This window comes from Kitasatospora saccharophila, assembly GCF_039529925.1.
GTDB classification, from domain to species: Bacteria; Actinomycetota; Actinomycetes; order Streptomycetales; family Streptomycetaceae; genus Kitasatospora; species Kitasatospora saccharophila.
On the sequence record NZ_BAAANS010000047.1, the window covers coordinates 23,369 to 47,940 of the forward strand.

A 24,572-nucleotide genomic window follows, 5' to 3' on the forward strand; every position below is an offset into this window, starting at 1 on the left:
CGGACCCGGGCCGCCGCGGGGGTCAGCGCTTGACCGGCGGGCAGGTGCCGGTGCTGTCGCCGATCGAGTTGATCTCGGCGTTGGGCCGGGTGTCGCCGGTGTAGTCGAGCTGGTCGGTGCACTTGGTGCCGGACTTCTTCGGGGTGCCGGCGGTCGCGCCGCCGCCCTGCGGGGCCGGGCAGGTGCCGGTGCTGTCGCCGATCGAGTTGATCTCGGCGTTGGGCCGGGTGTCGCCGGTGTAGTCGAGCTGGTCGGTGCACTTGGTGCCGGACTTCTTCGGGGTGCCGGCGGTCGCGCCGCCGCCCTGCGGGGCCGGGCAGGTGCCGGTGGTCTCGCCGATCGAGTTGATCTCGGCGTTGGAGCGGCTGTCGCCCGCGTAGTCGACCCGGTCGGTGCACTTCGTGCCGGCCGCCGCCTTCACCGTGCCCGACGACTTCGCGGGGGTCTTGCCCGCGCCCGCGCCCGAAGTGGTCGGGGCGGCGGTCGGGGCGGCGGCCGGGGTGCTCGCGGCGGCGGGCGGGACGGTCACGGCGGCGGACGCGCTGGAGCCGGCCGAGGCGGAGCCGCCGCCGTCACAGGCGGTGAGCGACAGGCAGGCAGCCGCGGCGACAAGGGCGATGGCCGAAATCTTCCGAACGCGCATGGTCCTCTTCTTCTCGGTCGGGCGTCCCGCCCGCGGTGAGCGGGTCCGCCAGGAGGCAAGGGCGCTGCTCCCGGATATGAGGTTCCCTCAGCCACCGCCGGGATTCGGTCCGCACGGCGTCCCGGTTCCGCAACAGACCCGGGCCCCCGCCGGACCCGGCCCGCCGTCACCCGAGCGGGTGACCGTGCGCATACCGACCTGACGGTGCGTCAACACTCCCTGCAGACAAGCGAACCGCCGACCCGGGGGAGCCCACCCCCCGTCCCCGGCGCCGCTCCCCGAACGGAGGCCCCGTTGCGCCGTCCCCTCGCGCTCACCGCCGCCCTGCTCACCGCCCTCGCCACCGCCCCCGCCCACGCGCACGCCGCCCCGCGCTGGGTGCACACCTGCACCGCCCCCGCCCGGGCCGACACCGCCTCCTGCGACGCGCTGCGGGTGGTCGGCACCGCCGCCGCCGACGCGGACACCGCCGGCTACGGCCCCGCCGAACTGCGCGCCGCCTACGGGCTGCCCGCGGACGGCGGCGAGGGCGCCACCATCGCCGTCGTCGACGCCTACGACCACCCGCGCGCCGAAGCCGACCTCGACGTCTACCGCCGCCACTTCGGCCTGCCCGCCTGCACCACCGACAACGGCTGCTTCCGCAAGACCGACCAGCGCGGCGGCACCCGGCTGCCCCGCGGCAACACCGCCTGGGCCGGCGAGACCGCCCTCGACCTCGCCATGGTCTCCGCGATCGCCCCGCGCGCCCGGATCCTCCTGGTCGAGGCCGACAGCGCCGCCGTCGGCAACCTCGGCGCCGCCGTCAACACCGCCGTCGCCCTCGGCGCCCAGTACGTCTCGATCAGCTGGGGCACCACCGAGAACGCCAACGCGGCGGCCTACGACAGCCGCTACTTCGACCACCCCGGCACCGTCATCGCCGCCGCCTCCGGCGACTCCGGGTACGGCGTCAACTTCCCCGCCTCCTCACCCCACGTGGTCGCCGTCGGCGGCACCACCCTGCGCCCCGACGGCTCCGCCCGCGGCTGGGACGAGACCGCCTGGACCCCCGGCACCGACCAGGGCGCGGGCAGCGGCTGCTCCGGCCGACTCCCCAAGCCCGCCTGGCAGGACGACCCCGGCTGCGACCACCGCACCGTCGCCGACGTGGCCGCCGTCGCCGACCCCGCGACCGGCGTCGCCGTCTACCAGACCTACGGCGGCAACGGCTGGTACACCTACGGCGGCACCTCCGCCGCCGCCCCGGTCATCGCCGCCACCTACGCCCTGGCCGGCCCCCCGCCCCCCGGCAGCGACCCCGCGTCCTTCCCCTACCGCCACCCCGCCGCCCTCCACGACGTCACCACCGGCCCCGCCCCCACCGCCTGCACCCCGGCCTACCTCTGCACGGCCGGCCCGGGCTACGACGGCCCGACCGGCCTCGGCAGCCCGAACGGAGTGGATGCCTTCCGGGCATCGTGAGACCCGCTGCGCCGAGCCGGAACCAGGGGGCGCGGAACCAGGAGCGCGGGGAACCCGCCGCGCCCCTGGTTCCGCACCCGCTCAGCGCTTCGGCGCCGGCGTCAGCCTGCTGGTGACGCCCACCCGGTTGAGCGCGTTGATCGCGCAGATCAGGCCGATCAGGTGGGCGAGTTCGGTCTCCGAGAAGTGCTTCGCGGCCTCGTCGAACACCGCGTCCGGGACGCGGGTCTCGGCGACCAGGGTGACCGACTCGGTCAGGGCCAGCGCGGCGCGCTCGCGGGCGGTGAAGTACGGGGTCTCCCGCCAGGCGGCGAGGGTGTCGAGGCGGTGCTCCCGCTCGCCCTTCGCGCGGGCGTCGCCCGCGTGCTTGTCCAGGCAGAACGCGCAGCCGTTGATCTGCGAGGCGCGCAGGTTGACCAGTTCGGTGAGCACCGGGTCGGCGAGGCCGGCGATCGCGGCCCCGGAGGCTTCCAGCAGCGGGCGGTAGAACTCGGGGGCGCGGTCGCGCAGCGAGATGCGGAGGGCGGGGGCGGGAACGGTGGAGTCGTCGGTCATACGGCCCACCGTAGGCGCGCGGTGGACCGGCCGCGTGGTTCATTTGGGGGATGGATCCCTGGGCCACTTTCGGCGGCGACCTGCACCTCGACCTGGACGCCGGACGCTCCCGCGGCCTGGGTCTGCGCGCCGCCCTGGAGGACGCGCTGCGCACCGCCGTCCGGGACGGCCGCCTCGCCGCCGGGACGCGGCTGCCGTCCTCCCGGGCCCTCGCCGTCGACCTGGGCATCGCCCGCAACACCATCGCCGAGGCGTACACCCAGCTCGCCGCGGAGGGCTGGCTCGCCTCCCGGCAGGGCTCCGGCACGGTGGTCGCCGAGCGCGGCCCGCAGTCCGTCCCCGCCGCGCCGCCGCCCGGACTGCCCGCCCCGTCGGTGCCCGTGCACAACCTGCGCCCCGGCTCGCCCGACCTGAGCCGCTTCCCGCGCACCGCCTGGCTGGCCGCCGCCCGCCGGGCGCTGACCGCCGCCCCCAACGAGGCGTTCGGCTACGGCGACCCGCGCGGCCGGATCGAACTGCGCCGCGCCCTGGCCGGCTACCTGGCCCGGGCCCGCGGCGTGCGTACCGACCCCGAACGGCTGCTGGTCTGCACCGGCTACCTGCAGGGCCTCGGCCTGCTCTGCGCCGCGCTGCGCGAACACGGCCTGGCCGCCGTCGCGGTGGAGGAGTACGGGCTGCCGCCGCAGCACGCCGTGATCACCGCCCGCGGCCTCGCCCTGCGCCCGCTGCCACTGGACGAGGGCGGCGCCCGGACGGACGAACTGACCCGCACCGACGCCGGGTTGGCGGTGCTCACCCCCGCCCACCAGTTCCCCACCGGAGTCCCGCTGCGGGCCTCCCGGCGGGCCGCCGCGGTCGACTGGGCCCGGCAGGCCGGCGGCTACCTGCTGGAGGACGACTACGACGGCGAGTTCCGCTACGACCGGCACGCCATCGGCGCCATGCAGGCGCTCGACCCGGAACGGGTGGTGTACGCGGGCACCGCGTCCAAGTCGCTCGCCCCCGGCCTGCGGCTGGCCTGGCTGGCGCTGCCCGCCGCCCTGGTCGAACCGGTGGCCCGGCACAAGCGGCTGGCCGACGCGCACAGCGGCTCGCTGGAACAGCTCGCCCTCGCCGAACTGATCGACTCCGGCGACTACGACCGGCACGTCCGGCGCAGCCGGCACCTGCTGCGCCACCGCCGCGACCGGCTGGTCGGGGTGCTCGCCGAACGCGCCCCCCGGGTGCGGGTCACCGGCCTCAACGCGGGCCTGCACGCCGTCCTGGAACTGCCCGCGGACGGCCCGGGCGAGGCCGAACTGCTGCACCGGTCCCGGCGCGCGGGCCTCGCCCTGAACACCCTCGGCTGGCACCTGGCGCCCGGCGCCGCCCCCGGGCCCGGACGGCCCCCCGGGCTGGTGATCGGCTACGGCACCCCGCCCGAGCACGCCTTCGGCGCCGCGCTCGACGCGCTGTGCGAACTGCTCGCTCAGCCCTTGTGACTGCCCACGTAGAACAGCAGGAACAGGAAGGCCACGAAGACGTGCCCCGAGACGATGTAGATCCACACCCGGATCCACACCCGGTTCGAGGCGCGGTAGCCCGCGTCGATGGTCTCCGCGTACTTCGGAACGGCCGGGGCGGTCCGAGCGGTCGGGGCGGGGGTGTGGGCGGCGGGCTTTCCGGTGTCGGTCATGGCGCGGTCTCCTGACGTGGAGGTGGTGGGGCTACAGGCGCGGGGTGTCGCCCAGGCACAGGTCGCCGCCGGGGCTCTGCAACAGCGTGTGGACGAAGATCAGGTCGAGGCCGGAGGCGGAGTCGGCGGCGATCACGTGCGGGGTCATCGAGTCGAAGTGCGCCGAGTCGCCCTCGTCCAGGAAGTGCACCCGGTCGCCCAGCACCAGCTTCATCCGGCCCGCGGTGACGTACAGCCACTCCTCGCCCGGGTGCACCCGCACCACCGCGTCCTGCGTGCTCGGCGGCACGTGCACCCGGAGCGCCTGCATCGCCCGGCCCGGCGCACCGGCCCGCTGGTACCCCCAGCCGCCGGCCCGCCCGGGCTCCACCCGCCCGCCCCGGATCACCGGGTCGGGCTCGCCGGGCTGCTCGCCGAGCAGCTCGGACACGCTCGTCCCGTACGCCCGGGCCAGGCCCAGCAGCACCGGCAGCGAGGGCTGCCGGCGGCCGGTCTCCAGGCGCGACAAGTAAGCTGGCGAGAGGCCCACCCGGGCCGCCGCGACCTCCAGCGTCAAGCGGCTGGAGACCCGCTGCTCCCGCAGCCGCGCGCCGAGGCCCGCGACCTCCTGGTCCTCGTCGAGGGGACTGTCCGTCATGGGACCAGTGGACACCCTCCCTGCCCCCGAGGCAACAAACTTGCCCCACAGGCAAACCCGCCCCCCTGCCCCCACCTTCCCGCCCCCACCCGCCCCGACACCAGGGCCGACCGGCCCCACCCACCCTCCCCGGAGGGGGCCGGGCTTCTCCCGCCCGCCCGCCGAGGCCCGCCCGGCCGGGGCTCCCGTTCTCAGCTCCCTGCCCCGGAGGGGGTGGCTCCCCGCCCGGCCAGGTCCCCGCCGTCCTCCCCGGAGGGGCGGGCTTTCCCGCCCGCCCGGCCAGGGCTTCCGCTGTCCCCCTCCTCCCCCTCCGCCCCGGAGGGGGAGGGCTTTTCCACCTTCCCAGCCCGCCCGGCCAGGGCCTTCGCCTTCCCCTGACTCCCCTCCTCCCTTCCGCCCCGGGAGGCCGGATCCCCCGCCCTTCTCCGCCTGCCCGGCCAGGGCTTCCGCTGTCCCCCTCCTCCCCCTCCGCCCCGGGGGGGAGGGCTTTTCCACCTTCCCAGCCCGCCCGGCCAGGGCCTTCGCCTTCCCCTGACTCCCCTCCTCCCTTCCGCCCCGGGGGGGGCCGGATCCCCCGCCCGGCCAGGGCTTCCGCTGTCCCCCTCCTCCCCCTCCGCCCCGGAGGGGCTCTCAGGGGCGGGGGATGTTGCGCAGGTTGGAGCGGGCCAGGTCGAGCATCTTGCCGACGCCGCCGGTCAGGACGGTGCGGCCGGCGGCCAGGGCGAAGCCCTTGAGCTGGGCGGCGGTGATGTGCGGGGGGATGGAGAGCGCGTTGGGGTCGGTGACCACGTCGACCAGCGCGGGGCCGGGGCGTTCCAGGGCGTCGGTCAGCACCTCGTGGACCTTCGCGGGGTCGGTGACCCGCTTGGCGGGGATCCCGCAGGCGCGGGCGATCGCCGCGTAGTCGACGTCGCCGTTGTCGATCTCGGCCTCGGGGTAGCCGGAGACCAGCATCTCCAGCTTGATCATGCCGAGCGCCCCGTTGTTGAACACCACGGTCTTCACCGGCAGCCGGTACTTCGCCACGGTGAGCAGTTCGCCCAGCAGCATGCCGATCCCGCCGTCGCCCGACATCGACACCACCTGCCGTCCGGGGAAGGCGAGTTGGGCGCCGATCGCGTGCGGCAGGGCGTTCGCCATCGAGCCGTGCAGGAAGGAGCCGATCACCCGGCGGCGCCCGTTGGGGGTGAGGTAGCGGGCGGCCCAGACGTTGCACATGCCGGTGTCGACGGTGAAGACGGCGTCCTCGGCGGCGATCTCGTCCAGCACCGAGGCGACGTACTCGGGGTGGATCGGCCGGTGCTTCTCGATGTCCTTGGTGTACGCGCCGACCACCGTCTCCAGCGACTTGCAGTGCCGCTCCAGCATGGCGTCCAGGAACCGGCGGTCGCTCTTGCGCTCCAGCAGCGGCAGCACCGCCCGCAGCGTGGCGGCCACGTCGCCGTGCACGGCGAGTTCCAGCGGGGTGCGGCGGCCGAGCCGGGTCGCGTCGTGGTCGACCTGGACGGTGCGGGCCTGCGGGAGGAAGGAGTCGTACGGGAAGTCGGTGCCCAGCAGGAGCACCAACTCGGCTCCGTGCAGGGCCTCGTGGCAAGCGCCGTAGCCGAGCAGGCCGCTCATCCCGACGTCGTACGGGTTGTCGTACTGCACCCATTCCTTGCCGCGCAGCGAGTGCCCGACGGGGGCGTTCAGCGTCTCGGCGAGGTGCATCAGCTCCTCGTGCGCGCCGCGGGTGCCCGCGCCGGCGAAGACCGTCACGGTGGCGGCCGAGTTGAGGGCCTCGGCGAGGGCCTGCACCTGGGACCAGGGCGGGGCGGCCACCGCCTGCTCGGTGAGGAAGGAGCTGCGGCCGGTGGGGGAGGGGGCGGTGAGCGCGGCGACGTCGCCGGGGAAGACCAGCACCGAGACGCCGGGGGAGCCCAGCGCGTGCTGGATGCCGACCCGCAGCAGCCGGGGCAGCTGGGCCGGGTTGGAGAGCATCTCGCACCAGGCGCTGCAGTCGGTGAACACCCGCTCGGGGTGGGTCTCCTGGAAGAAGCCGGTGCCGATCTGCCCGGACGGGATGTGCGAGGCCAGGGCCAGCACCGGCACGCCGCTGCGCTGGGCGTCGTACAGGCCCTGGATCAGGTGGGTGTTGCCGGGGCCGCAGCTGCCCGCGCAGACCGCGAGGCGTCCGGTCAGCTCGGCCTCGGCGGCGGCCGCGAACGCCCCGGCCTCCTCGTTCCTGACGTGCACCCAGGAGATGCCCTCGGCGCGGCGGATCGCGTCGACGACCGGGTTGAGGCTGTCGCCGACCACCCCGTAGACGCGTTCGACCCCGGCCTGCCGGAGCACCTCCACCATCTGGTCGGCCACGCTGCCCACGGGATCACCTCACGCCAGAAACCACCGAAGAAACGGACATTCGCACCATAACGGCTCGGATGTCCGAGTCCTGGCTACCGCCCGTCGACGGTCGCGCCGAGGGCCTCGCAGGCGCCGGTGGTGGAGTCGGTGAGCGGGCCGACCACCGGGTACTGGGCCAGGTCGCGGTGGCACAGCTCGGCGGTGGAGGGCAGGACGCCGTGGTAGCCGGTGTCGAGGCCCTGGGCCTGGCCGAGGCCGCCGGCCTGGGCGATCGGGGCGGCCTGGGCGGGCGCCTGGACGAGGGCGAGCCCGGCCACGGACAGGGCGGCGAGGGCGGTGAGCTTCTTCATGGCAGGTGCAACGAGCGCCGCCCCCGCCCGGTCACGTGGATTGATCCGGCGGGGGCGGTTCGCGGGGAGTTCAGGACAGCCGCACCCGCAGGCTGCTGACGCCGTTGCTGACGAAGGAGGCGATCGGCGCCGGCGGCGCGCCCTCGGCGGCCCGCAGGCCGGGGAAGCGGGCGAACAGTTCGCGCAGCGCCGTCTCCGCCTCCAGCCGGGCCAGGGCGGAGCCGATGCAGAAGTGCGGCCCGTGCCCGAGCGAGAGGTGCCGGACCGGGGAGCGGGTCAGGTCGAAGCGGTCCGGCTCCGCCCAGTGGCCGGGGTCGCGCCCGGCCGCCGCGTACGAGGCGAGGATGCCGTCGCCGGCCGGGATCACCACCCCGCCCAGGTCGATGTCCTCCAGTGCGTAGCGCATCGGGAAGTGGCCGACCGGGGAGTCCCGGCGCAGGGTCTCCTCGACCACCGCGGACCACGGGACCGCGCCGCCGAGCACCAGCGCCAGCTGGTCGGGGTGGGCGAGCAGGGCGCGCACCGCGTTGCAGATCAGGTTGAGGGTGGTCTCGTGGCCGGCCACCACCAGCTGCAGCAGGATGCCGATCAGCTCCTCCTCGCTGAGCCGGTCCTGCTCCTCGCGGGCGGCGATCAGCGCGCTGGTCAGGTCGTCGGCGGGCTCGGCCCGCTTCTCGGCGGCCAGCCCGGCCAGCAGCCCGAGCATGTCGCGGGTCGCGGCGGCGCCCGCCCCGGGCGCGGCGGAGGAGCTGACCATGACGTCGGACAGCTCGTGCAGCCGGTCCTGCTGCTCGGCCCGCAGGCCCAGCAGTTCGCCGACGACGTACATCGGCAGCGGGTAGGCGAACCGGGTCCGCAGGTCGACCGACCCGTCCGGGGCGGCGGCCCCGGCGAGGTCGTCCAGCAGGCCGAGGACCCGCTGCCGGACGGCCGGGGCCAGCGCGTCGACCCGGCGCGGGGTGAGGGCCTGGCTGACCAGGCCGCGCAGCCGGCGGTGGTCGGCGCCGTCTGAGGTGGTCATGCCGGGGATGGTGACGAAGGTCATCAGCGGCCAGCCCTCGGGGAGCCGCCCCTCCCGGTACAGCGTCCAGTGCGCGGGGTCCTTGGCCACCCGCGGGTCGGCGAGCACCCGCTGCAGGGCGGCGTGCTGGGTCACCGACCAGACCACCACCCCACCAGGGAGCTCAACCTGCGCCGCAGGTCCGAGAGCGCGGAGCTGCCGGTTCTCGGCGAGCTGGTCGGCTCCGGTGGGGTCGAGTCGGTGGGGGCAGACCCCGGCTGCGGCTGCGGTGTCCATGCGGTCCTCTCGGGCGTGACGGGTGCGGAGGCGGCGGGTGCCGGGTCGGCGGGTGCCGGGTCGGCGGACCCGGCGGACCCGGCGGACGGGAAGGGGACCGGGTCGGTCGGACGGGGCGGGGCGAAGGCGCTGTACAGCACCGGCAGGCTCGCCAGGGCGCGCGACCAGGGGGACGGACGCCACTCCAACTCGTGTGCGGGAACCGCTAGTTGAAGGTCGGGCAGACAGTGCAGCAGGGTCTCGATCGCGGTCTCGACGATCAGCCGGGCCGGGTCCTTGGCCGGGCAGACGTGCCGGCCCGCGCTCCAGGCGAGGTGCGCCCGGTTGCCGCTGAGGTCGTTCGGCCCGTGCACCGCCGGGTCGTCGTTGGCACCGGCGATGCCCAGCACCAGCATGTCGCCCCGGCTGATGTACTGGCCGCCCAGCACGGTGTCCGAAGTGGCCCACCGGCCGGGGAAGTTCTGGATCGGCGGGTCGCGCCACAGCACCTCCTCCAGGGCGTCCGCGACGGTCGCCCGGCCGCCGGTCAGGCTGCCGCGGAAGCGCCGGTCGACGAGCAGCAGCCGCACCGCGTTGCCGATCCAGTTGACGCACGTCTCGTTGCCCGCGACCAGGAACACCAGCAGGTTGTGGACGGCCTCCTCGTCGCTCAGCCCGGCGGAGTGCCCCAGCAGCCAGGACACCAGGTCCTCCCCGGGGTGCTCGCGCCGCCGCCGCACCAGCTCGCCCAGCAGCCCGAAGAGCTCCACCGAGGCGCGGTGCGAGTCCGCGCCGCTGTCGACCACGTTCATGATCAGCCCGAGCAGCTTCGGACCGTCCTCGTCGGGCAGGTCCAGCAGCGTGGTGAACACCAGCGGCGGCAGCCGGCGGGTGAACTGGCTGACCAGGTCGGCGGTGCCGTCCGGTCCCCAGCTCTCGATCAGCGCCAGCGCGGCGGCCTCGCTGGTCTCCCGCAGCCGCTTCTGGTCGGCCCGGGCCAGGGTGTCGCCGACCGCGGCACTCAGCCGCTGGTGCTCGGCGCCGTCCAGGTTGTTGAGGGTGGGCCGCCACATGGTCATCGGCACCAGGGGGGAGTCCGGCCGCAGCCGGCCCTCCGCGGCCACCCGCCAGTGCCGCGAGTCCTTGGAGAACTGCTGCTCGTTGCGGGTGAGTTCGAGGAGCTCCTGGTACCCGATGACCAGCCACGCCTCGACCCCGGGCTCCAGCTCGATCGGCGCCACCGGGCCGTGCTCGGCGCGCATCCGGGCGTACAGCCCGTGCGGGTCCTGGGCCACCGTCCGGCCGTACAGCGGGGTGACACCGGGGCGCTCGGCGTACGGGCAGCCGCCGGCCAGGTGCGGTTCGGGAACGGTCATGACAGCTCCAGGGCGCCGGCCCGCAGGTGGTCGACGAAATCGATCAGCAGTCGGTGGGCGGCGTCCTCGTCGCGGACGTCACAGGTGAGGACCGGCACCCCGGGCAGCAGGTCGAGCGCGGCCCGCAGCTCCTCCTCCGGGTACGCCGGCGTGTCGGGGAAGCGGTTGACCGCCACCGCGAACGGGATCCGCTGCTCCTCCAGCAGCCCCAGCACGTCGAAGGACTCCTCCAGCCGGCGGGAGTCGACCAGGGCGATCGCCCCCAGCGCCCCGCGCGACAGGTCCTCCCACAGCGGCCAGAACCGCTGCTGCCCGGGCGTGCCGAACAGGTACAGCGCGAGCCGGGTGCTGAGCGTGATCCGGCCGAAGTCCAGCGCCACCGTGGTGGTCGACTTGTGCGGACGCCCGGTCAGGTCGTCCACGCCCTCGCCGACCGCGGTCATCGTCTCCTCGGTGCGCAGCGGGGCGATCTCGCTCAGCGCCCCGACCAGGGTCGTCTTGCCGACCCCGAACGGCCCGGTGACCAGGATCTTCACCGCGCCCTGCACGCTGGACGGCAGGTACTCGGGCTCAGCGGAGCTGACGGAGGCCAACCAGCACCTCCTCGATCAGTGCGAGCGGAGCCCGCTCGGCCGGACGGACGGGCGGCAGCACCTGGACCGCGCCCAGTTCCCACAGGTCGCCGACCAGCACCTTCAGCACGCTGATCGGCAGGCCGAGGTGGGCGGCCACCTCGGCGATCGACAGCAGTTCCCGGCAGAGCTCCAGGATCGTCAACTGCTCCCGGTTCACCACCAGCGGGTCGACCCGGACCCCCGGGACGGTCCGCACCAGGCTCTCGAACTCCAGCACGTTCCGGCCGGTCCGGCTGCGCCCGCCGGTGATGACGTACGGCCGTACCGGGCTGCGGCTCACCGCGGGTTCCCGGCGGTCGCGGTCTCCTGCCGGGGCGCGGCGGTCAGGTGCTCGCCGATCCGGCCGACCAGCATCTGCATCTGGTACGCCACCAGACCCGCGTCGACCGACTCCCCGGCCACCACCGCGAGGTGCGCCCCGGCCCCGGCGGCCACCACGAACAGGTAGCCGCCGCCGTACTCGATGACGATCTGCCGGGTGCGGCCGTCGCCGAAGCCGGTGGCCACGCCCCGGGAGAGCGACTGCAGCCCGGAGCAGGCGGCGGCCAGGCGCTCGGCGTCGTCCCGGTCGATCCGCGGGCTGCGGCCGATCTCCAGGCCGTCGTTGGACACCACGAGGGCGTGCCGGACCTCCGGCACGGAGACGATGTCGGCCAGCAGCCAGCCGAGATCAGGGTTGGTCGTCATGCGGGTCTCCCAGGGGGGAAGCGGGGAATTCGTCGGGGCGGTCCGCGCCGGACCGCTGGTGGTGCTGGGCGGCGGCCCGGCCGTCCGCGGTGCCGCTCTGGAACAGCGACATGAAGGACCGGGCCTCGCCGGCGGAGCGCGGCGGGACCGTCGGCTCCGGAGGGAACCGGTGCTGCGGTGCGGCGCCCCGGCGGTTGCTCCGGCGGGGCAGGGGGCCGCCTTGTGCGGGTACTGCGGAGGAGGGGGTGCTCCCGGTCCGGGGGGAGACCGGGCGGGTGGGCAGCGGGGGCCGCGCCTGGGGCTGGGCCTGGGCCTGCGCCTGCGCCTGGGGCTGGGCCTGCGCCTGGGCCTGGGGGTGGGCCTGGGGGTGGGCCTGGGGGTGGGCCTGGGGGTGGGGCCGGGCCTGGGTCTGGGGCCGGGCCTGGGGTGCGGCCCGGTTCGGCTGCGGGCGGCCGGCCGGCAGTCCGTGCTGCGGCAGCGGGTCGGTGAGCAGCGCGGTGGGCAGCAGCACCACCACCCGCACGCCGCCGTACGGGGACGGAGTGGAGTGCACGGTGACCCGGAAGCCGTACTGCCGGGCGAGCAGGCCGACCGCGGCCAGGCCCAGCTGCGGGACCTCGCCGATCCGGGAGACCTCCAGCGAGCCCTCGCCGGACAGCGCGGCCGCCGCCTTGGCGACCGTCACGTCGGTCATGCCGACGCCGCAGTCGTCGATCTCGATCACCGCGCCGTTGTGCACCGACATCAGCGAGACGTACACCTGCGAGCTGGGCGGCGAGTAGCGGGTGGCGTTGTCCAGCAGCTCGGCCACCGCGTGGATCAGCGCCTCGGCGGCCGCGCCGAGCACCGCGGTGTCCACCCGGTTGTGCACGACCACCCGCTGGAACGGCAGGATCCGGCCCTGGGCGCCGCGGACCACGTCCTCCAGCGTGACGGGCTCGGGCCAGGTCCGGCCTGCCCGGGAGCCGCACAGCACGGCCAGGGTCTGGGCCAGCCGGGCCTGCTGGGCGGCGGCGTGGTCGGCCCGCAGCAGGCCGTCGAGCAGGACCGGGTCGTCGTGGGTGCGTTCCATCTCGTCCAGCCCGGCCTGCTGGTCGTGCGCCATCACCAGGATCCGGCGGGCCACGTTCAGGAAGGCGCGGCGGGTCGCCGCGTTCATCTCCTGCTCGTGCAGGGCGGCCTCGTTGCTCGCCCGGCGGTCGGCCAGTTCGGCCTCCAACCGGGCCCGGACGTCGGCGAGTTCCTGCTCGGTGCCGATGAGCCGCAGGCGCAGGGTCCGGGTGACGGCACGGGAGCGGGCGGTGGCCGCGAGGGCGAGGAGGGCGAGCAATGCGGCTGCTGCCAAACACCATTGAGTGGTCGTCACACGCGGAGTTTATGGTGGTGTTACTACTTGCGTATGAACGGTTCCCACTTCCGTTGTTCAGATTCCGTCAATTTCGGACAGGTCGGACAGGATCGGCCCGCCCCCGGCTAACGGGCCGCCCTCAGTCGGCGGCCGGGGCGAGGACCCGGTGCAGCAGGAGCAGCGCCACGTCGTCCTGCCGGACCTCGCGCTCCGTCACGTTCAGCGTCAGCAGGTCGGCCAGCCGCTCCAGCGCCTCCGGGCGCTCCAGCCGGCCGGCCCCGCCGACCTCCGCCGTCCACAGCTCCAGCCCGCCCAGCATCCGCTGCACCGACTCGTCGTAGTCCTCGTCCCGGACCTCCACCAGCCCGTCCGTGTAGGCCAGCAGCGTCTCGCCCGGCTCCAGCCGCGCCTCGGCCAGCGGGTAGCGCACCCCGGGCAGCACCCCCAGCGGCGGGCCGCCCGGCAGGTCCAGCTCCGCCGCCCCGGCCGCCCCGATCCGCACCGGCTGCGGGTGCCCGGCCCGGGCCGCCCGCAGCGCCCCGGTCGCCGGGTCCAGCACCACGTACAGGCAGGTGGCGAACAGCTCGGTCTCCATCTCGGCCAGCAGCCGGCTGGTCCGGGCCAGCGTCGTCGCCGGGTCGTGCCCGTCCGTCGCGTACGCCCACAGGCCCGAGCGCAACTGGCCCATCACCGCGGTCGCCTCCGCGTTGTGGCCCTGCACGTCGCCGATCACCAGCCCGACCAGGCCGCCCGGCAGCCGCAGCAGGTCGTACCAGTCGCCGCCGATCTGCATCCCCTCGGTGGACGGCAGGTAGCGGGCCGCCGAGGCGATCCCCGGCAGCACCGGCAGCGAGCGCGGCAGCATCGCCCGCTGCAGCTCGCTGGCCCGCTCGTGGTGCACGTCGTACAGCCGGGCCCGCTCCAGGGACTGCGCCAGGATGCCCGCGAAGGCCGAGTACATGGTGCGGTCCTCACGGCCGAACGAGCGCTCGGTGGCGAAGGTGATCAGGCAGGAGCCGACCTGCCGGCCCGAGGCCACCAGCGGCAGCACCGTCCAGGCGGCCGGCACCCCGGGCCCTGGGCGCTCCTGCCCCGGCTCGCTGAACAGCGGGGTGGCCCGGGTCAGCACGTGCTCCATCACCCCGCCCGCCAGGTCGTGCAGCCGGTTCAGCTCCGCCCGGTGCGGGCCGCCGAACACCGCGGGGGAGACCGGCATCAGCCGGCCCTCGTCCACCAGGTCCAGCACCACGCTGGTCGCGCCCAGCGCCGGCCGGGCCACGTCGGTCAGCGCCGTGGTCACCTCGCGCACCGTCACCGCCCGGGACAGCGAGCGGGTCAGCGCCAGCAGCAGCGTGGAGCGGGCCCCCGCCGCCGCGGCGGCCACCGAACCGGCCGCGGCCGCCGGCTCCGGCCGCCACTCCCGCCCGGTCAGCAACCCCGCCGTCCGCACCGGCCGCCGGTGCACGTCCAGCATCACCTCGCCGGCCTCGTCCACCCGCCAGGGCGCGCCGTCCGGCCGCACCACCCGGTAGGAGATCCGGTACGGGCCGCCGGTGGCCAGCGCCTCCGCCAGCGCGGCCTGCACGTCCGGCAGGTCCTCCGGGTGCACCACGTCCGCCAGGTCCGGCGCCCGCCCGGTCGGGCCCGGCGGCGGCAGGCCCACCGCCCGGTACGCCTGGGCGTCCCACAGCGTCTCGCCGGTCACCAAGTCCCGCTCGAACGCCCCGGCGCCCGCCGAGCGCACCGCGAGCGAGATCAACTGGCCGTCCGCGGAGGGGAGTTCCGTGCTCGGCTGACCCGCGGTCGGGTCGGCCGTGTGCACGTGGTGCAGCAGGTGGGCGAGCCGGTGCGCGGCCACGTCGGCCAGGGTCTCCAGCAGCTCGACGTCCCGCTGCGGGACCGCCCCGCGGTGGGCCAGCGCGAGCGCCAGCGAACCCACCGGGTCCCCGTCCACCACCAGCGGCAGCACCGCCAGCGCGACCAGGCCGGTGCCCAGGCCCGCCGCCGTGTTCGGGTAGTCGGTGCTGGTCTGCTGCGGGCTCAGCAGCACCGGCTCGCGCCGCCGCAGCGCCAGCGCCGCGGGCAGCTCGCTCGCCGGATCGACCACCCCGTACTTGCGGTGCGCCCACTCGGGCAGCTCGTGCGAGGCGGTCAGCCGGAGCATGCCGCCGTCCAGCAGGTAGAGCGCCGAGCCCTCGCCGGTGATCCACGCCGGGCCCTCGGTCAGCAGCGCCGCCAGCAGCTCCGCCGCGCTCGACGCCCGCAGCAGGGCGCGCACGCAGCGGAGTTCGGAACGGCTGGCCCGACGCGGGGAGCTCTGGTCCATGGGAGGCGCCCGGCCCTTCCGGTCGACGTGCCAGTGCCGACCATCTTATGGACGCACCGGGCAACCAGGCGCTTTCACGACACGTGGTGGATCCGCGGCATTTCCGACACCCTGCCAGTGGCGGAACGGCCGGTCACTGGCCGTCGACCTCGCCGTACCCGCGCTGCGGGCGGGCGTCGACCGGTCGCAGCGAGCCCAGTCCGCGCAGCACCGCGACCCCGTGCCGCAGCGCGGCCGTCCAGCCCTCCGGCCGCGGGTCGGCCGACCGGCCCGCGGGCCGCGGACCGCCGGAGGCGCCGTCCGGTGCCGTCCGGGGGGCCGGGATCAGTCCCGTGCCGGGCTCGGTGTGCTGAGTCGCCTGCGGCATGTCGCTGATCCTCCGTGCTTGTCGGCCACACCCGTGGAAGGTCTCCACGCGGTATGACTTCCCGACCGGAGGACAGTGTTACGCACCGACGGTGTCGAAATGATGGGGAGGAGGTTGCGAAAAGGTGTGCACGGGCGCCGACCCGCGCCGTCAGGCCCCCGGCAGCTCGGCGACGGTCTGCGCGAAGTCCTCGTCCAGCGACAGGTCCGGGGCGGAGACGGCGTCCTTCAGCGGGGCGAGCCCGTCCCGGTGCTCCGGCGCGGCGTGCGCGCTGGGAGCGGTGAGGGAGGCGACCACGCCGACGGCGAGCGAGGCAAAGGCGAGCATGCTGCGCTTCTTCATACCGGGTAGAACGCGGCAGGCCCCCGGGAGGTCACGGGCCTTCGCCGCCGGGCCAGTTGGCCAGCCCCTCGACCAGCACCCCGGTCAGCCGCTCCAGCGTGACGTCGGTGCCCTCGGCGAGCTGGAACGCCCCCGCCGTGGTCAACGAGGCGTACCCGTGGGCCGCCGCCCGCAGCGTCCGCACCGCGTGCACCGCCTCCGAGCCCTCCAGCCCGTAGCCGCGCAGCACCGCGAACAGCACCCCCACCAGCCGCTCGGCGGCCTCGACCAGCTCCGGGCCCGGATCCGGGTCCGGCACCTGCGGCAGCGCCGCGTACCGCCGCGGGTGCGCCAGGGCGTACCCGGCGTAGGCGGCCAGCAGGGCGCGGACCGCGCCGTCCCGGGAGTGCCCGAGGACGGCGGCGGCCAGGTGGTCGGCCAGCTCCCCGGTGGTGCGGACGGCGACCAGGCGGCGCAGTTCGGGCAGGCCGCCGGCCACGTGCTTGTACAGCGACGGGGTGGCCACCCCGGCCCTGGCGGCGACCGCGGCCAGGGTCAGCGCCTCGGCGCCGCGCTCGTCGATCAGTTCCAGGGCGTGGTCCACCACGGCGGCGGTGGAGAGTCCGGCGCGGGGCATCAGCGGGCGGTCCCGTTCTCGTCGGTCGGTCCGGCCGGGCCGTCGAGCTCGGCGAGGAAGGGCAGCAGGGCGTCGGCGACGGCCTGCGGGCGGCCGGCCATCGGGTAGTGGCCGGCGCCGGCGATCATCACCTTGCGGCCGCGCAGCGCGGCGGCCTGCCGGTCGGCGACCAGCTCCGGGTCCGGGAAGTCGGGATCCCGCTCGCCCATCAGCACCAGCGCGGGCACGTCGACCGCCGCGCACCAGCCGACCGGCGCCGAGTCGCCCTTCAGGTAGCCGCGCAGCGCCGCCTTGCGGGCCGGCTCGCGGAGCATCGCGGCCAGGCCGGCCCGGTACTCCTCGAAGTCGGCGGGCCGGGCGGCGGCCGGGTAGTAGAACTTCTGCATCGAGCCCCACAGGCCCGGGAAGGCGCTGACCAGCGGGGCGGCCAGGCCGAACAGCGCCTTCTGGAAGGCGTTCAGCGGCAGGTTCTCGATGAAGGCGTCGACCAGCACCACCCCGCCGGTCCGCTCGGGGGCGAGCGCCGCGGCCCGCACCACGGTGGCGCCGGTGTACGAGCTGCCCACCAGGACGGCGCCGCGCAGGTCCAGGTGCTCCAGCAGGGCCACCAGGTCGTCCGCGATCGCCGCCGGGGTGTGGTCGGTGAAACCGGTGGAGGACTCGCCCATGCCGCGCAGGTCCATGGTGACCACCCGGTGCCCGGCGGCCCCCAGCAGCGGGGCGAGGAAGCGGTAGACGGCCCGCCGGTCGAGCATGCCGGGCAGCAGGACGACCGGGGTGCCGGGGCCGGCGGCGTCGTCGAAGGCGATCCGGCCGCCGGGGACGTCGAGGTACCGGGTGGTGGTGCCGAGGGTGCTGTTCATCGCGGGCCTCCTGGGCGGGCGTCGTCCGGCGCTCCGGGCTCGGTGCCCGGCTCCTGCCGATAGCCATAAAGCTAAGGCTAATAGCCTTAGCCGTCAAGCCCGGCGGGTGCGCCCGTCGGCGGGCGCGCCCCGGATCCCGTCCGTCCCGGGCCCCGTCCGTCCCGGACCCTGTCCGGCTCAGATCCCGTCGGCCCGGAACGGGTCGTGCTCGGAGAGCAGCTTCTCCAGCCGGGCCTGGTCGACCCGGCTGGTGATCGCGCCCTCCTCCTGGCGGTCCCGGATCACCTTGGCCAGCGTGAACGCGGAGGTGACCTGGTAGAGCAGGCCGACGGCGAGGAAGGCGCGCATCCACGCGCTGACCGGGAGGTAGGCGACCCCCAGGGCCAGGGCGGCGGTCGCGAACGCGAAGGACGCGACGGCCTGCAGGTAGTAGGCGGACGTGGTGCGGCGGGGTACGGGAGCGGTCATGGGGCCAGGGTCCCGCCGGGGCGCGGGCAGGTCGTGAGTACGGATACTCAACTGCTCCGTCACGGTCCGTCATGGCCGGATCCGGGTGCATCGACGAACCGTCACAAATCGCCCATAGGGCGTCAGGAAACTTTCACTGCACCCAGGAAGGCGCTTGGAATCATGGGGTCCATAGGATTAACGTTTGATAACGCAGCGCGGTCGGCAACGCCGTAACCATGCGGCACCGTGCGCCACGCCTAATCCATCCGGTCCTGCCCCGCGGCAGGTCCAGGAGCCGGGGAACCACGTTCCACCGGGGTGAATCGGGACGGCCCTGGGCCCGACCGTAGGAGACCTTCCACCTCCGAACCCGTCAGCTAACCCGGTCGGCGGCAGGGAAGGAAGGAGCGCGCCCCCGTGGCGTCGACCTACACCGAGAGCACCGGCACCCAGCTGCTCGACCACCCGGTCGAGGCCGAGCCCGTCCGGCACCGGCTCCCCCGCCAGGCCCGCACCGGCGCGCCCCTGCTGGGCGTCACCGCGATGACCGCCGCGCTCGGCGCCACCGGTCTCGCCGCCGCTCCCGCCCAGGCCGCCCCCGCGCCCGCCCCGGCCCCGGTCACCGCCGCCGACGAGGTCTCCGACGACCTGCTCGCCGCCGACCCCGGACTCGCCCTCGCCGCCCGCATCCTGCAGCAGGCCGACGGGCAGCGCACCGACGCCGAGGAGTCCGCCCGGCTGGCCGCCGCCCAGGAGGCCGAGGCCAAGCGTGCCGACCGGCGGGCCGAGGCGACCACGACGGCCGCCGCACCCGGCACCGACCGCTCCGCACCCGCCCTCCCGCTCACCGGCTACCGGCTGGGCGACGGGTTCTCGCAGGCCGGCCTGCACTGGGCGCACCTGCACAACGGGCTGGACTTCGCCGCCCGCACCGGCACCCCCGTCACGGCCGTCGCCGCCGGCACCGTCACCGCCGCGGGCTGGTCCGGCACCTACGGCTACCGCGTCGTCCAGACCCTCCCCGACGGCACCGAGCTCTGGTACTGCCACCTCGCCCGGATCACCGCCGCCCCCGGCGAGGCCGCGCCCGGCACCCTCCTCGGCACCGTCGGCTCCACCGGCAGCGCCACCACCCCGCACCTCCACCTGGAGGTCCGCCTCGCCGACGGCTCCCCGGTCGACCCGCTGCCCTGGCTCCGCCACCTCGGCCTCCAGCCGTGACCGGCGGCCGCGACCGCCGGGGCCGCTGACCCCGGGACCGCGGCCGACGCCCCGGCACGACCGTCGCGCCCTCAGCTCGCCTGGCCGGTCGGCATCACGGTGACCTGCTGGAGGTTGACCCGCGGCGGCAGGGCGGCCAGGAAGCCGACCGTCCTGGCGATGTCGCCGGGGGTGAGCCACTCCATCGCCTCCTTGGAACCGTCCAGCCAGGCGAGCGCGCCCCGGTCGGTGACGTGCGACTGGAGCTCGGTGTCGACGATGCCGGGCTCGATCGCCGAGACCCGGACCCGCTTGGCGCCCAGCTCGGCCCGCAGGTGCAGCGAGAGGTGGGTGACGTACGCCTTGGTCGCGGAGTAGACGGCGAAGGTCGGGAAGAGGTTCCGCGCCGCGATCGACGAGGTGTTGACCAGGTCGGCGACCCCGCGCTCGGCCGCGGCCGCGACCAGCTGCGGGGTGAACGCGCCGATGACGTTCATCAGGCCGGACACGTTCAGGTCGATCTGGTGCTGCCACTGCTCCACGGCCAGCTCCTCGACCGGCGCCGGGAGCATCACCCCCGCGTTGTTGAACAGCAGGTCCGCGCCGCCCAGTTCGGCGGCGACCCGGTCGGCGGCGGCCCGCACCGAGACCGGGTCGGTGACGTCCGCGGCGATCGCCAGGGCGGTGCCGCCGGCCCGCCCGATCCGGTCGGACAGCGCGGCCAGCCGCTCGGCGCGGCGGGCCAGCAGGACGACCCGGGCGCCCAGCCCGGCGAGCTCCTCGGCGGTGGCCGCGCCGATGCCGCTGGAAGCGCCGGTGACCACGGCGACGCGGCCGGTCAGCGGCCGGTCGGCGGGTGCGGCGGGGGCGGCGGCGGGAGTGCTGGTGGATGCGGACATGGTGGGCCTTCTTCCGTGCGGAGCAGGGGAGTTGCGACACCGGGGAGTCCCGGGCACGACTCCAGCACACCAGCCCGGCGGCCCCGCGGACGGCCCCGGGCGGACCCTGCGCCGACTGGTACCGGCAGGACCACCCTCGCCCCGCCGGCGCACCCGCCGGGGCCGCACACTTGGTCCATGGAACGCAGCAGGGAGATCGCCGACTTCCTCCGCACCCGGCGCGCCGCGATCGCCCCGGAGTCGACCGGACTGCCCGCGGACGGCCGGGTGCGCCGGGTGCCGGGCCTGCGCCGCGACGAGGTGGCGCGGCTGGCCGGGGTCAGCACCGAGTACTACACCCGGCTGGAACAGGGCCGGGCCGGGCACCCGTCCGCCGAGGTGGTCCAGGCACTGGCCCGCGCCCTGCGGCTCGACCCCTCGGAGCGCGAACACCTGGCCGACCTGCTGCTCCCCGCCCCGCAGGCCGCCCGCCGCGCCCCGGAGCGGCCGCAACGGGTCAGGCCCGGGCTGCACCTGCTGCTGGAGACCCTGGGGCACGTCCCGGCGTTCGTCCTCGGCCGGCGCACCGACGTGCTGGCCGCCAACCGGCTGGCCCGGGAGGTCCTCACCGACTTCGACGCGCTCCCGGCCACCCGCCGCAACCTGGCCCGCTACTACCTGCTCGACCCGCGGGCCCGCGACCGGGTCGGCGACTGGGCGACGATCGCCGCCGAGACCGCGGCCATGCTCCGGCTGGAGGCCGGCCGGTACCCGGAGGACCGCAGGCTCGCCGAACTGATCGGCGAACTCACCCTGAAGTGCCCGGAGTTCACCACCTGGTGGAACGACCACCGGGTGCTCCGCCGCACCCACGGCGCCAAGCACTACGTCCACCCCCTGGTCGGCGACCTGCACTTCTCCTACGAGTCCTTCCAGACCCCCGGCGACCCCGACCAGACCCTGTGCGTCTACTCCGTGGAACCCGCCTCCCCCACCGCCGACGCCCTGCGCCTGCTGGCCGGCTGGAGCACCCCGGTCACCACCTGACCGGGGCCCTCAGTACTCCTCGGGGGCCAGCTCGGGGAACTCCTCCAGCAGCAGCCGCGGCAGCCCCGGGACGGTCCACTCCCCGCACAGGTCGATCGCGGCCTGCGCCACCGCCTCCTCGAACTCCTCGAAGGAACCGGCGAGTTCGGCGGGCATCGGCAGCCCGCGGGCGGACCGCTCGGCCAGGTTGCGGTAGCTGCGCCGCATCAGGCCCTGCTCCAGCAGCCGCCGCGCGCCGTCGGTGGAGACCCCGACCAGCAGCGGCCGGCCCGGCTGGTCCCAGTTGCCGTCCCCGTCCAGGCCGGGCACCCGGTCGAAGGCGGCGAACCGCTCCTCCTCCGGCAGCTCCCGGAAGCCCGCCAGCCACTCCCGCACCCGCTCCGGCTCCCCGATGGGCACCCCGTCCGCGCGCAGCAGCAGCGCGTACAGCCGGGGCCAGGTCACCAGGTCGGAGCGGCGCAGCAGGGAGAGCAGCACCTCGCCCTGCCAGTCCGCCTCCGCGCGCAGCTTCTCCGCCCGCTTCGCGTTCAGCCGCCGGGCCGCCCGCTGCCACCCGATCAGCATCCGCACCGCCGCCGGGTACCCGGCCGGGTCGACGTCCGGCTGAACGTACAGGTGCAGCTGCTCGTACAGCAGGTGCTCCAGCACCGGCGAGGAGAGCTCGGGCAGGCCGTCGTGCAGCCGGGCCCCGCCCAGCTCCAGCAGCGTCAGCACCGTCCGCACCACCGGTTCGGGCACCGGGTCGTACCCCTCCGCCACCGCCCACTCCAGCAGGTCGGCGGCGCGGGTGCGGGGCAGCAGGTGCAGGTCTTCGTCGTCCACCCCGGTACGGTAGCCGGTCCCCGGACGGCCGCCCGGTAGGGTCGGCGGGCATGGAGACCCTCCGGCTGGCCGGACCCCGGCTCACCCTGCGGGAGTACCGGCACACCCCGGAGGAGGTGGCCGCGCTGCACGCCGTGCACGGCGACCCCGAGACCGTCCGCCACCTGCCGTTCGGCGTCCGGGACTTCGAGGACTGCGCCGACCAGGTCGAGCTGTACCTGGAGGCGGCCGAGGAGCGGCCCCGGACGCACTACCGGCTGGCCGTCGACGACCCCGCCGGGGAGCCGGTCGGCCAGGCCGCGCTCACCCGCGAGGGCGAGCACGCCGCCGAACTCGGCTGCGTCCTGCGCCGCGACCGCTGGGGCGCGGGGTACGGCGCCGAGGTCACCGCGCTGCTGTGCGTGCTCGGCTTCGAACGCCTCGGCCTGCACCGGCTGGCCGTCCGCTGCGACCCCGGCCAGGCCGCCTCGGTGCGGGTGCTGACCCGGGCGGGCTTCCGGTACGAGGGCCGGATCCGGGCCGAGTCGTACCGCGACGGCGCCTGGCACGACGCGCTCCAGTACTCGCTGCTCGCCCCCGAGTGGGACGGTCCGCCCTGGCGGGGCGGCGGGCGGACGGCGGGCCCGGCTCCAGGGCGGTCGGGGGGTTAACCCCACCACGGACTCGGCAGCAGGCGTCATTACGCCGGGCGGGGTCGCGGCGGCAGATTGGTACTCGTGCCCGGCACCGCCGACCGGCGGGGCCGCCCGACGACCCGAAGGACTCCGGATGTCCACCGCTGAGTACCCCGCCACCACCTCCGGCGGCCGCCCCGACCGGCCCGGGTTCTGGCGCGCCCCGTTCGCCCGGCAGAGCTTCCGGGAGCTCGGCTACGCCCTCACCGGCCTCCCGGTGGCCCTGTTCGGCTTCTGCCTGGTCCTCCCGCTGTTCTTCACCGGCGTGGGCCTCGCCGTCACCGTCATCGGCCTGCCCGTCCTCGGCCTGCTGCTGGTCGTCGCCCGCGGCCTCGGCGCCGCCGAGCGCGGCCGGATCCGGACCATGCTCGGCGAGGAGCTGCCCGCCCCGCCCCCGGTGGTGGTCACCCGCGAGGGCTTCTGGGGCCGGATCACCGCCCGGCTGGCCGACCCGGCCGGCTGGAAGGCCGTGCTGCACCAGGTCGCGGTCTTCCCCTGGGCGATCCTCAGCTTCGTGCTCTCGCTGGTCCTCTTCCTGCTCGGCTGGTCGCTCGCCCTGTTCCCGCTCTACCAGTGGGTCTTCCCGCGGTACACCGACTGGAACGGCTACCGGGTCGCCGACTGGACCGGCTCGGACGGCGCCCACCACGTCTACGAGCTCACCTCCTTCTGGCAGATCGCCGGCGTCTGCCTGCTCGGCCTGGTCATCCTCTTCCTCACCCCGCAGCTGGTCCGCGGCCTCAACGCGGTCAACCGGTTCGCCGCCCGCGCCCTGCTCTCCAGCAACGACTGAACGACACCCTCCGGCGGCGACCGGACGATCGGACCACCGCCGGACGACCGCCGGACGACCGGCTGGACGTGCGACACCCCCGGGCCCGTGGTCGGATGACCACGGGCCCGGGCCGCACCCCGGGCCCGCCGAACGTCCGGAGGCCCGGAGGCCCGCATGAGCCAGACCGCCCCGCCCGTCCTGGTCACCTCCCGCCCGCTGGACGAGTACTGCGCCTGCTTCGGCCTCACCCGCGCCGACCTGGGCCGGCTGACCGGCCCCGTCCTCGACTGCCCCGGCGGCGCCGCCGCCCTCACCGCCGAGGCCCGCGCACTCGGCTGCGAGGTGATCGCCGCCGACCCCGGCTACGCGCTCGGCCCGCACCGCCTCGCCGGGCTCGCCGCCGACGGCCGCGCCGTCATGGCCGAGGCCATCCGGCGCGACCCCCGCGGCCACCTGCCCGCCGACCGCCGGCGCCGCCCCGAGAAGTACCTGCGCAGCTGGGACCGGGCCCGCCGGCTGTTCGCCGCCGACGCCGCCGCCCGGCCCGAGCGCTACGTCGCCGCCGCGCTGCCCCGGCTCCCGTTCGCCGACGACACCTTCGCCCTCACCCTCAGCTCCTACCTGCTGTTCGCCTACCCGGCCGTCTTCGGCCCCGCCGACCAGCTCCGCGCCCTGCGCGAACTCGCCCGGGTCACCGCCCCCGACGGCGAGGTCCGGGTCCACCCCCTGCACGACGAACGCGGCCGCCCCTGCCCCCACCTCACCGAACTGCGCGCCGCCCTGCGCCACCACGGCATCGCCAGCCGCGTCCTGCGCACCGGCGGCACCGGCGGCACCGGCCGGACCGGCAGCGTCCTGGCCCTGCGCCCGCGGCACGCCCGGGACGGCGCCCCGGCGAACGCAGACGGCCCGTGGGCTGCTCCTCGGGCCGCCCCCACGGGGGACGGCGACCGAGGCACCGGGGATGTACCGGTGAGCCCACGGGCCGGGTGACTGCTGGGAATTAGCCTGAGCCGGAGACCACTACGGCCTCACCGCTGCACAGGCAGGGGCGGCTCTAGCGAGCAGCCACCTCACGCATCCTGAAAGAACTCAACTCAGGATCACCTCCTTTCAGTGTGCTGCCACCATAGGCACCGCCCACCGGACCGGGCAACGGATTTATCCGCCGGAACCTCCGGGGGAACGGCGAAGGCCCGGAGGCGGTGCCTCCGGGCCTT

27 protein-coding genes and 1 riboswitch are annotated in these 24,572 nt (G+C 75.6%); of the genes, 7 read left to right on the top strand and 20 right to left on the bottom strand.

Features of this window, described 5'->3' with window-relative positions; translation table 11 throughout:
* Positions 1-22: 22 nt before the first annotated feature.
* Positions 23-643: a hypothetical protein gene (locus ABD345_RS28820; protein ID WP_344556204.1), complete on the bottom strand. Its 621-nt coding sequence runs from the start codon at positions 641-643 to the stop codon at positions 23-25.
* Positions 644-937: 294 nt separating this feature from the next.
* Here ABD345_RS28820 and ABD345_RS28825 point away from each other — a divergent pair, with 294 nt between their 5' ends.
* Positions 938-2,107 carry a S53 family peptidase gene (locus ABD345_RS28825; protein WP_344556206.1) on the top strand — a complete coding sequence of 390 codons (1,170 nt, stop codon included), beginning with the start codon at positions 938-940 and terminating at the stop codon, positions 2,105-2,107.
* Positions 2,108-2,188: 81 nt separating this feature from the next.
* Here the strand turns inward: ABD345_RS28825 and ABD345_RS28830 are convergent, their stop codons facing one another.
* Complete coding sequence (locus tag ABD345_RS28830; RefSeq protein ID WP_344556208.1) at positions 2,189-2,662, bottom strand: carboxymuconolactone decarboxylase family protein; 474 nt, start codon at positions 2,660-2,662, stop codon at positions 2,189-2,191.
* A gap of 50 nt (positions 2,663-2,712) precedes the next feature.
* Between ABD345_RS28830 and pdxR the strand changes: the two genes are divergently transcribed.
* Complete coding sequence (pdxR, locus tag ABD345_RS28835) at positions 2,713-4,143, top strand: MocR-like pyridoxine biosynthesis transcription factor PdxR (RefSeq protein WP_344556210.1); 1,431 nt, start codon at positions 2,713-2,715, stop codon at positions 4,141-4,143.
* Here pdxR and ABD345_RS28840 read toward each other — a convergent pair.
* From ABD345_RS28840 to ABD345_RS28915, 16 genes are all read right to left on the bottom strand, one after another.
* Entirely contained in the window at positions 4,131-4,337 is a 207-nt protein-coding gene (locus ABD345_RS28840; RefSeq protein WP_344556212.1) for a DUF6126 family protein, read from the bottom strand. The genes pdxR and ABD345_RS28840 overlap by 13 nt on opposite strands.
* Before the next feature lie 31 nt (positions 4,338-4,368).
* Entirely contained in the window at positions 4,369-4,974 is a 606-nt protein-coding gene (locus tag ABD345_RS28845) for a helix-turn-helix domain-containing protein (RefSeq protein WP_344556214.1), read from the bottom strand.
* Between the two features lie 630 nt (positions 4,975-5,604).
* Complete coding sequence (locus ABD345_RS28850) at positions 5,605-7,338, bottom strand: pyruvate dehydrogenase (protein WP_344556216.1); 1,734 nt, start codon at positions 7,336-7,338, stop codon at positions 5,605-5,607.
* Positions 7,339-7,412: 74 nt separating this feature from the next.
* Positions 7,413-7,670: a hypothetical protein gene (locus ABD345_RS28855; RefSeq protein WP_344556218.1), complete on the bottom strand. Its 258-nt coding sequence runs from the start codon at positions 7,668-7,670 to the stop codon at positions 7,413-7,415.
* A 70-nt stretch (positions 7,671-7,740) separates the two neighbouring features.
* A complete protein-coding gene (locus tag ABD345_RS28860) occupies positions 7,741-8,826 on the bottom strand; it encodes a cytochrome P450 family protein (protein ID WP_344556220.1) in 1,086 nt (361 codons plus the stop codon).
* Entirely contained in the window at positions 8,823-10,322 is a 1,500-nt protein-coding gene (locus ABD345_RS28865; RefSeq protein ID WP_344556222.1) for a cytochrome P450, read from the bottom strand. Before ABD345_RS28865 ends, ABD345_RS28860 begins: the two co-directional genes overlap by 4 nt.
* Complete coding sequence (locus tag ABD345_RS28870) at positions 10,319-10,915, bottom strand: GTP-binding protein (protein ID WP_344556224.1); 597 nt, start codon at positions 10,913-10,915, stop codon at positions 10,319-10,321. Before ABD345_RS28870 ends, ABD345_RS28865 begins: the two co-directional genes overlap by 4 nt.
* Positions 10,893-11,237: a DUF742 domain-containing protein gene (locus tag ABD345_RS28875; protein WP_344556226.1), complete on the bottom strand. Its 345-nt coding sequence runs from the start codon at positions 11,235-11,237 to the stop codon at positions 10,893-10,895. Before ABD345_RS28875 ends, ABD345_RS28870 begins: the two co-directional genes overlap by 23 nt.
* The gene (locus tag ABD345_RS28880) at positions 11,234-11,644 is read right to left on the bottom strand and encodes a roadblock/LC7 domain-containing protein (protein WP_344556228.1); all 411 of its coding nucleotides are present in this window, start codon (positions 11,642-11,644) and stop codon (positions 11,234-11,236) included. The genes ABD345_RS28875 and ABD345_RS28880 overlap by 4 nt, the downstream gene beginning before the upstream one ends.
* Positions 11,628-12,989: a sensor histidine kinase gene (locus ABD345_RS28885; RefSeq protein ID WP_344556230.1), complete on the bottom strand. Its 1,362-nt coding sequence runs from the start codon at positions 12,987-12,989 to the stop codon at positions 11,628-11,630. The genes ABD345_RS28880 and ABD345_RS28885 overlap by 17 nt, the downstream gene beginning before the upstream one ends.
* Before the next feature lie 142 nt (positions 12,990-13,131).
* Complete coding sequence (locus tag ABD345_RS28890; protein ID WP_344556232.1) at positions 13,132-15,318, bottom strand: SpoIIE family protein phosphatase; 2,187 nt, start codon at positions 15,316-15,318, stop codon at positions 13,132-13,134.
* A gap of 133 nt (positions 15,319-15,451) precedes the next feature.
* Positions 15,452-15,685 carry a hypothetical protein gene (locus tag ABD345_RS28895; protein ID WP_344556234.1) on the bottom strand — a complete coding sequence of 78 codons (234 nt, stop codon included), beginning with the start codon at positions 15,683-15,685 and terminating at the stop codon, positions 15,452-15,454.
* A 150-nt stretch (positions 15,686-15,835) separates the two neighbouring features.
* Positions 15,836-16,027, bottom strand: coding sequence for a hypothetical protein (locus ABD345_RS28900; RefSeq protein ID WP_344556236.1), 192 nt, complete (start codon positions 16,025-16,027; stop codon positions 15,836-15,838).
* 31 nt (positions 16,028-16,058) lie between these two features.
* Positions 16,059-16,643: a TetR-like C-terminal domain-containing protein gene (locus tag ABD345_RS28905; RefSeq protein WP_344556240.1), complete on the bottom strand. Its 585-nt coding sequence runs from the start codon at positions 16,641-16,643 to the stop codon at positions 16,059-16,061.
* The gene (locus tag ABD345_RS28910; protein ID WP_344556242.1) at positions 16,643-17,506 is read right to left on the bottom strand and encodes an alpha/beta fold hydrolase; all 864 of its coding nucleotides are present in this window, start codon (positions 17,504-17,506) and stop codon (positions 16,643-16,645) included. The genes ABD345_RS28905 and ABD345_RS28910 overlap by 1 nt, the downstream gene beginning before the upstream one ends.
* A 177-nt stretch (positions 17,507-17,683) precedes the next feature.
* Positions 17,684-17,974: a YiaA/YiaB family inner membrane protein gene (locus ABD345_RS28915; protein ID WP_344556244.1), complete on the bottom strand. Its 291-nt coding sequence runs from the start codon at positions 17,972-17,974 to the stop codon at positions 17,684-17,686.
* A 226-nt stretch (positions 17,975-18,200) separates the two neighbouring features.
* A riboswitch (cyclic di-AMP (ydaO/yuaA leader) is annotated at positions 18,201-18,363 on the top strand.
* A gap of 10 nt (positions 18,364-18,373) precedes the next feature.
* Here ABD345_RS28915 and ABD345_RS28920 point away from each other — a divergent pair.
* A complete protein-coding gene (locus ABD345_RS28920) occupies positions 18,374-19,177 on the top strand; it encodes a M23 family metallopeptidase (RefSeq protein WP_344556246.1) in 804 nt (267 codons plus the stop codon).
* 71 nt (positions 19,178-19,248) lie between these two features.
* Here the strand turns inward: ABD345_RS28920 and ABD345_RS28925 are convergent, their stop codons facing one another.
* On the bottom strand, positions 19,249-20,055 hold the full coding sequence (locus tag ABD345_RS28925) for an SDR family oxidoreductase (protein ID WP_344556248.1): 807 nt from the start codon (positions 20,053-20,055) through the stop codon (positions 19,249-19,251).
* 177 nt (positions 20,056-20,232) lie between these two features.
* Here ABD345_RS28925 and ABD345_RS28930 point away from each other — a divergent pair, with 177 nt between their 5' ends.
* Positions 20,233-21,081 carry a helix-turn-helix domain-containing protein gene (locus tag ABD345_RS28930; RefSeq protein WP_344556250.1) on the top strand — a complete coding sequence of 283 codons (849 nt, stop codon included), beginning with the start codon at positions 20,233-20,235 and terminating at the stop codon, positions 21,079-21,081.
* Positions 21,082-21,090: 9 nt separating this feature from the next.
* Here the strand turns inward: ABD345_RS28930 and ABD345_RS28935 are convergent, their stop codons facing one another.
* Positions 21,091-21,903: a hypothetical protein gene (locus ABD345_RS28935; protein WP_344556252.1), complete on the bottom strand. Its 813-nt coding sequence runs from the start codon at positions 21,901-21,903 to the stop codon at positions 21,091-21,093.
* Between the two features lie 50 nt (positions 21,904-21,953).
* On the opposite strand from ABD345_RS28935, the gene ABD345_RS28940 reads away from it, so the two are divergent.
* From ABD345_RS28940 to ABD345_RS28950, 3 genes are all read left to right on the top strand, one after another.
* Positions 21,954-22,553: a GNAT family N-acetyltransferase gene (locus ABD345_RS28940; RefSeq protein ID WP_344556254.1), complete on the top strand. Its 600-nt coding sequence runs from the start codon at positions 21,954-21,956 to the stop codon at positions 22,551-22,553.
* 118 nt (positions 22,554-22,671) lie between these two features.
* Positions 22,672-23,370, top strand: a complete 699-nt coding sequence (locus ABD345_RS28945) for a sensor domain-containing protein (protein WP_344556258.1) — start codon at positions 22,672-22,674, stop codon at positions 23,368-23,370.
* Between the two features lie 156 nt (positions 23,371-23,526).
* Complete coding sequence (locus tag ABD345_RS28950; RefSeq protein ID WP_344556260.1) at positions 23,527-24,345, top strand: class I SAM-dependent methyltransferase; 819 nt, start codon at positions 23,527-23,529, stop codon at positions 24,343-24,345.
* The last annotated feature ends 227 nt before the right edge of the window (positions 24,346-24,572 follow it).

Bases quoted from the DNA above. Each gene is read 5' to 3' on its own strand.
- ABD345_RS28880 (WP_344556228.1), bottom strand. From the start codon at position 11,644: ATGACGACCAACCCTGATCTCGGCTGGCTGCTGGCCGACATCGTCTCC.
- ABD345_RS28925 (WP_344556248.1), bottom strand. From the start codon at position 20,055: ATGTCCGCATCCACCAGCACTCCCGCCGCCGCCCCCGCCGCACCCGCC.
- ABD345_RS28910 (WP_344556242.1), bottom strand. From the start codon at position 17,506: ATGAACAGCACCCTCGGCACCACCACCCGGTACCTCGACGTCCCCGGC.
- ABD345_RS28855 (WP_344556218.1), bottom strand. From the start codon at position 7,670: ATGAAGAAGCTCACCGCCCTCGCCGCCCTGTCCGTGGCCGGGCTCGCC.
- ABD345_RS28930 (WP_344556250.1), top strand. From the start codon at position 20,233: ATGGAACGCAGCAGGGAGATCGCCGACTTCCTCCGCACCCGGCGCGCC.
- ABD345_RS28940 (WP_344556254.1), top strand. From the start codon at position 21,954: ATGGAGACCCTCCGGCTGGCCGGACCCCGGCTCACCCTGCGGGAGTAC.
- ABD345_RS28890 (WP_344556232.1), bottom strand. From the start codon at position 15,318: ATGGACCAGAGCTCCCCGCGTCGGGCCAGCCGTTCCGAACTCCGCTGC.
- ABD345_RS28945 (WP_344556258.1), top strand. From the start codon at position 22,672: ATGTCCACCGCTGAGTACCCCGCCACCACCTCCGGCGGCCGCCCCGAC.
- ABD345_RS28840 (WP_344556212.1), bottom strand. From the start codon at position 4,337: ATGACCGACACCGGAAAGCCCGCCGCCCACACCCCCGCCCCGACCGCT.
- ABD345_RS28865 (WP_344556222.1), bottom strand. From the start codon at position 10,322: ATGACCGTTCCCGAACCGCACCTGGCCGGCGGCTGCCCGTACGCCGAG.
- ABD345_RS28845 (WP_344556214.1), bottom strand. From the start codon at position 4,974: ATGACGGACAGTCCCCTCGACGAGGACCAGGAGGTCGCGGGCCTCGGC.
- ABD345_RS28820 (WP_344556204.1), bottom strand. From the start codon at position 643: ATGCGCGTTCGGAAGATTTCGGCCATCGCCCTTGTCGCCGCGGCTGCC.
- ABD345_RS28915 (WP_344556244.1), bottom strand. From the start codon at position 17,974: ATGACCGCTCCCGTACCCCGCCGCACCACGTCCGCCTACTACCTGCAG.
- ABD345_RS28905 (WP_344556240.1), bottom strand. From the start codon at position 16,643: ATGCCCCGCGCCGGACTCTCCACCGCCGCCGTGGTGGACCACGCCCTG.
- ABD345_RS28950 (WP_344556260.1), top strand. From the start codon at position 23,527: ATGAGCCAGACCGCCCCGCCCGTCCTGGTCACCTCCCGCCCGCTGGAC.
- pdxR (WP_344556210.1), top strand. From the start codon at position 2,713: ATGGATCCCTGGGCCACTTTCGGCGGCGACCTGCACCTCGACCTGGAC.
- ABD345_RS28830 (WP_344556208.1), bottom strand. From the start codon at position 2,662: ATGACCGACGACTCCACCGTTCCCGCCCCCGCCCTCCGCATCTCGCTG.
- ABD345_RS28900 (WP_344556236.1), bottom strand. From the start codon at position 16,027: ATGAAGAAGCGCAGCATGCTCGCCTTTGCCTCGCTCGCCGTCGGCGTG.
- ABD345_RS28895 (WP_344556234.1), bottom strand. From the start codon at position 15,685: ATGCCGCAGGCGACTCAGCACACCGAGCCCGGCACGGGACTGATCCCG.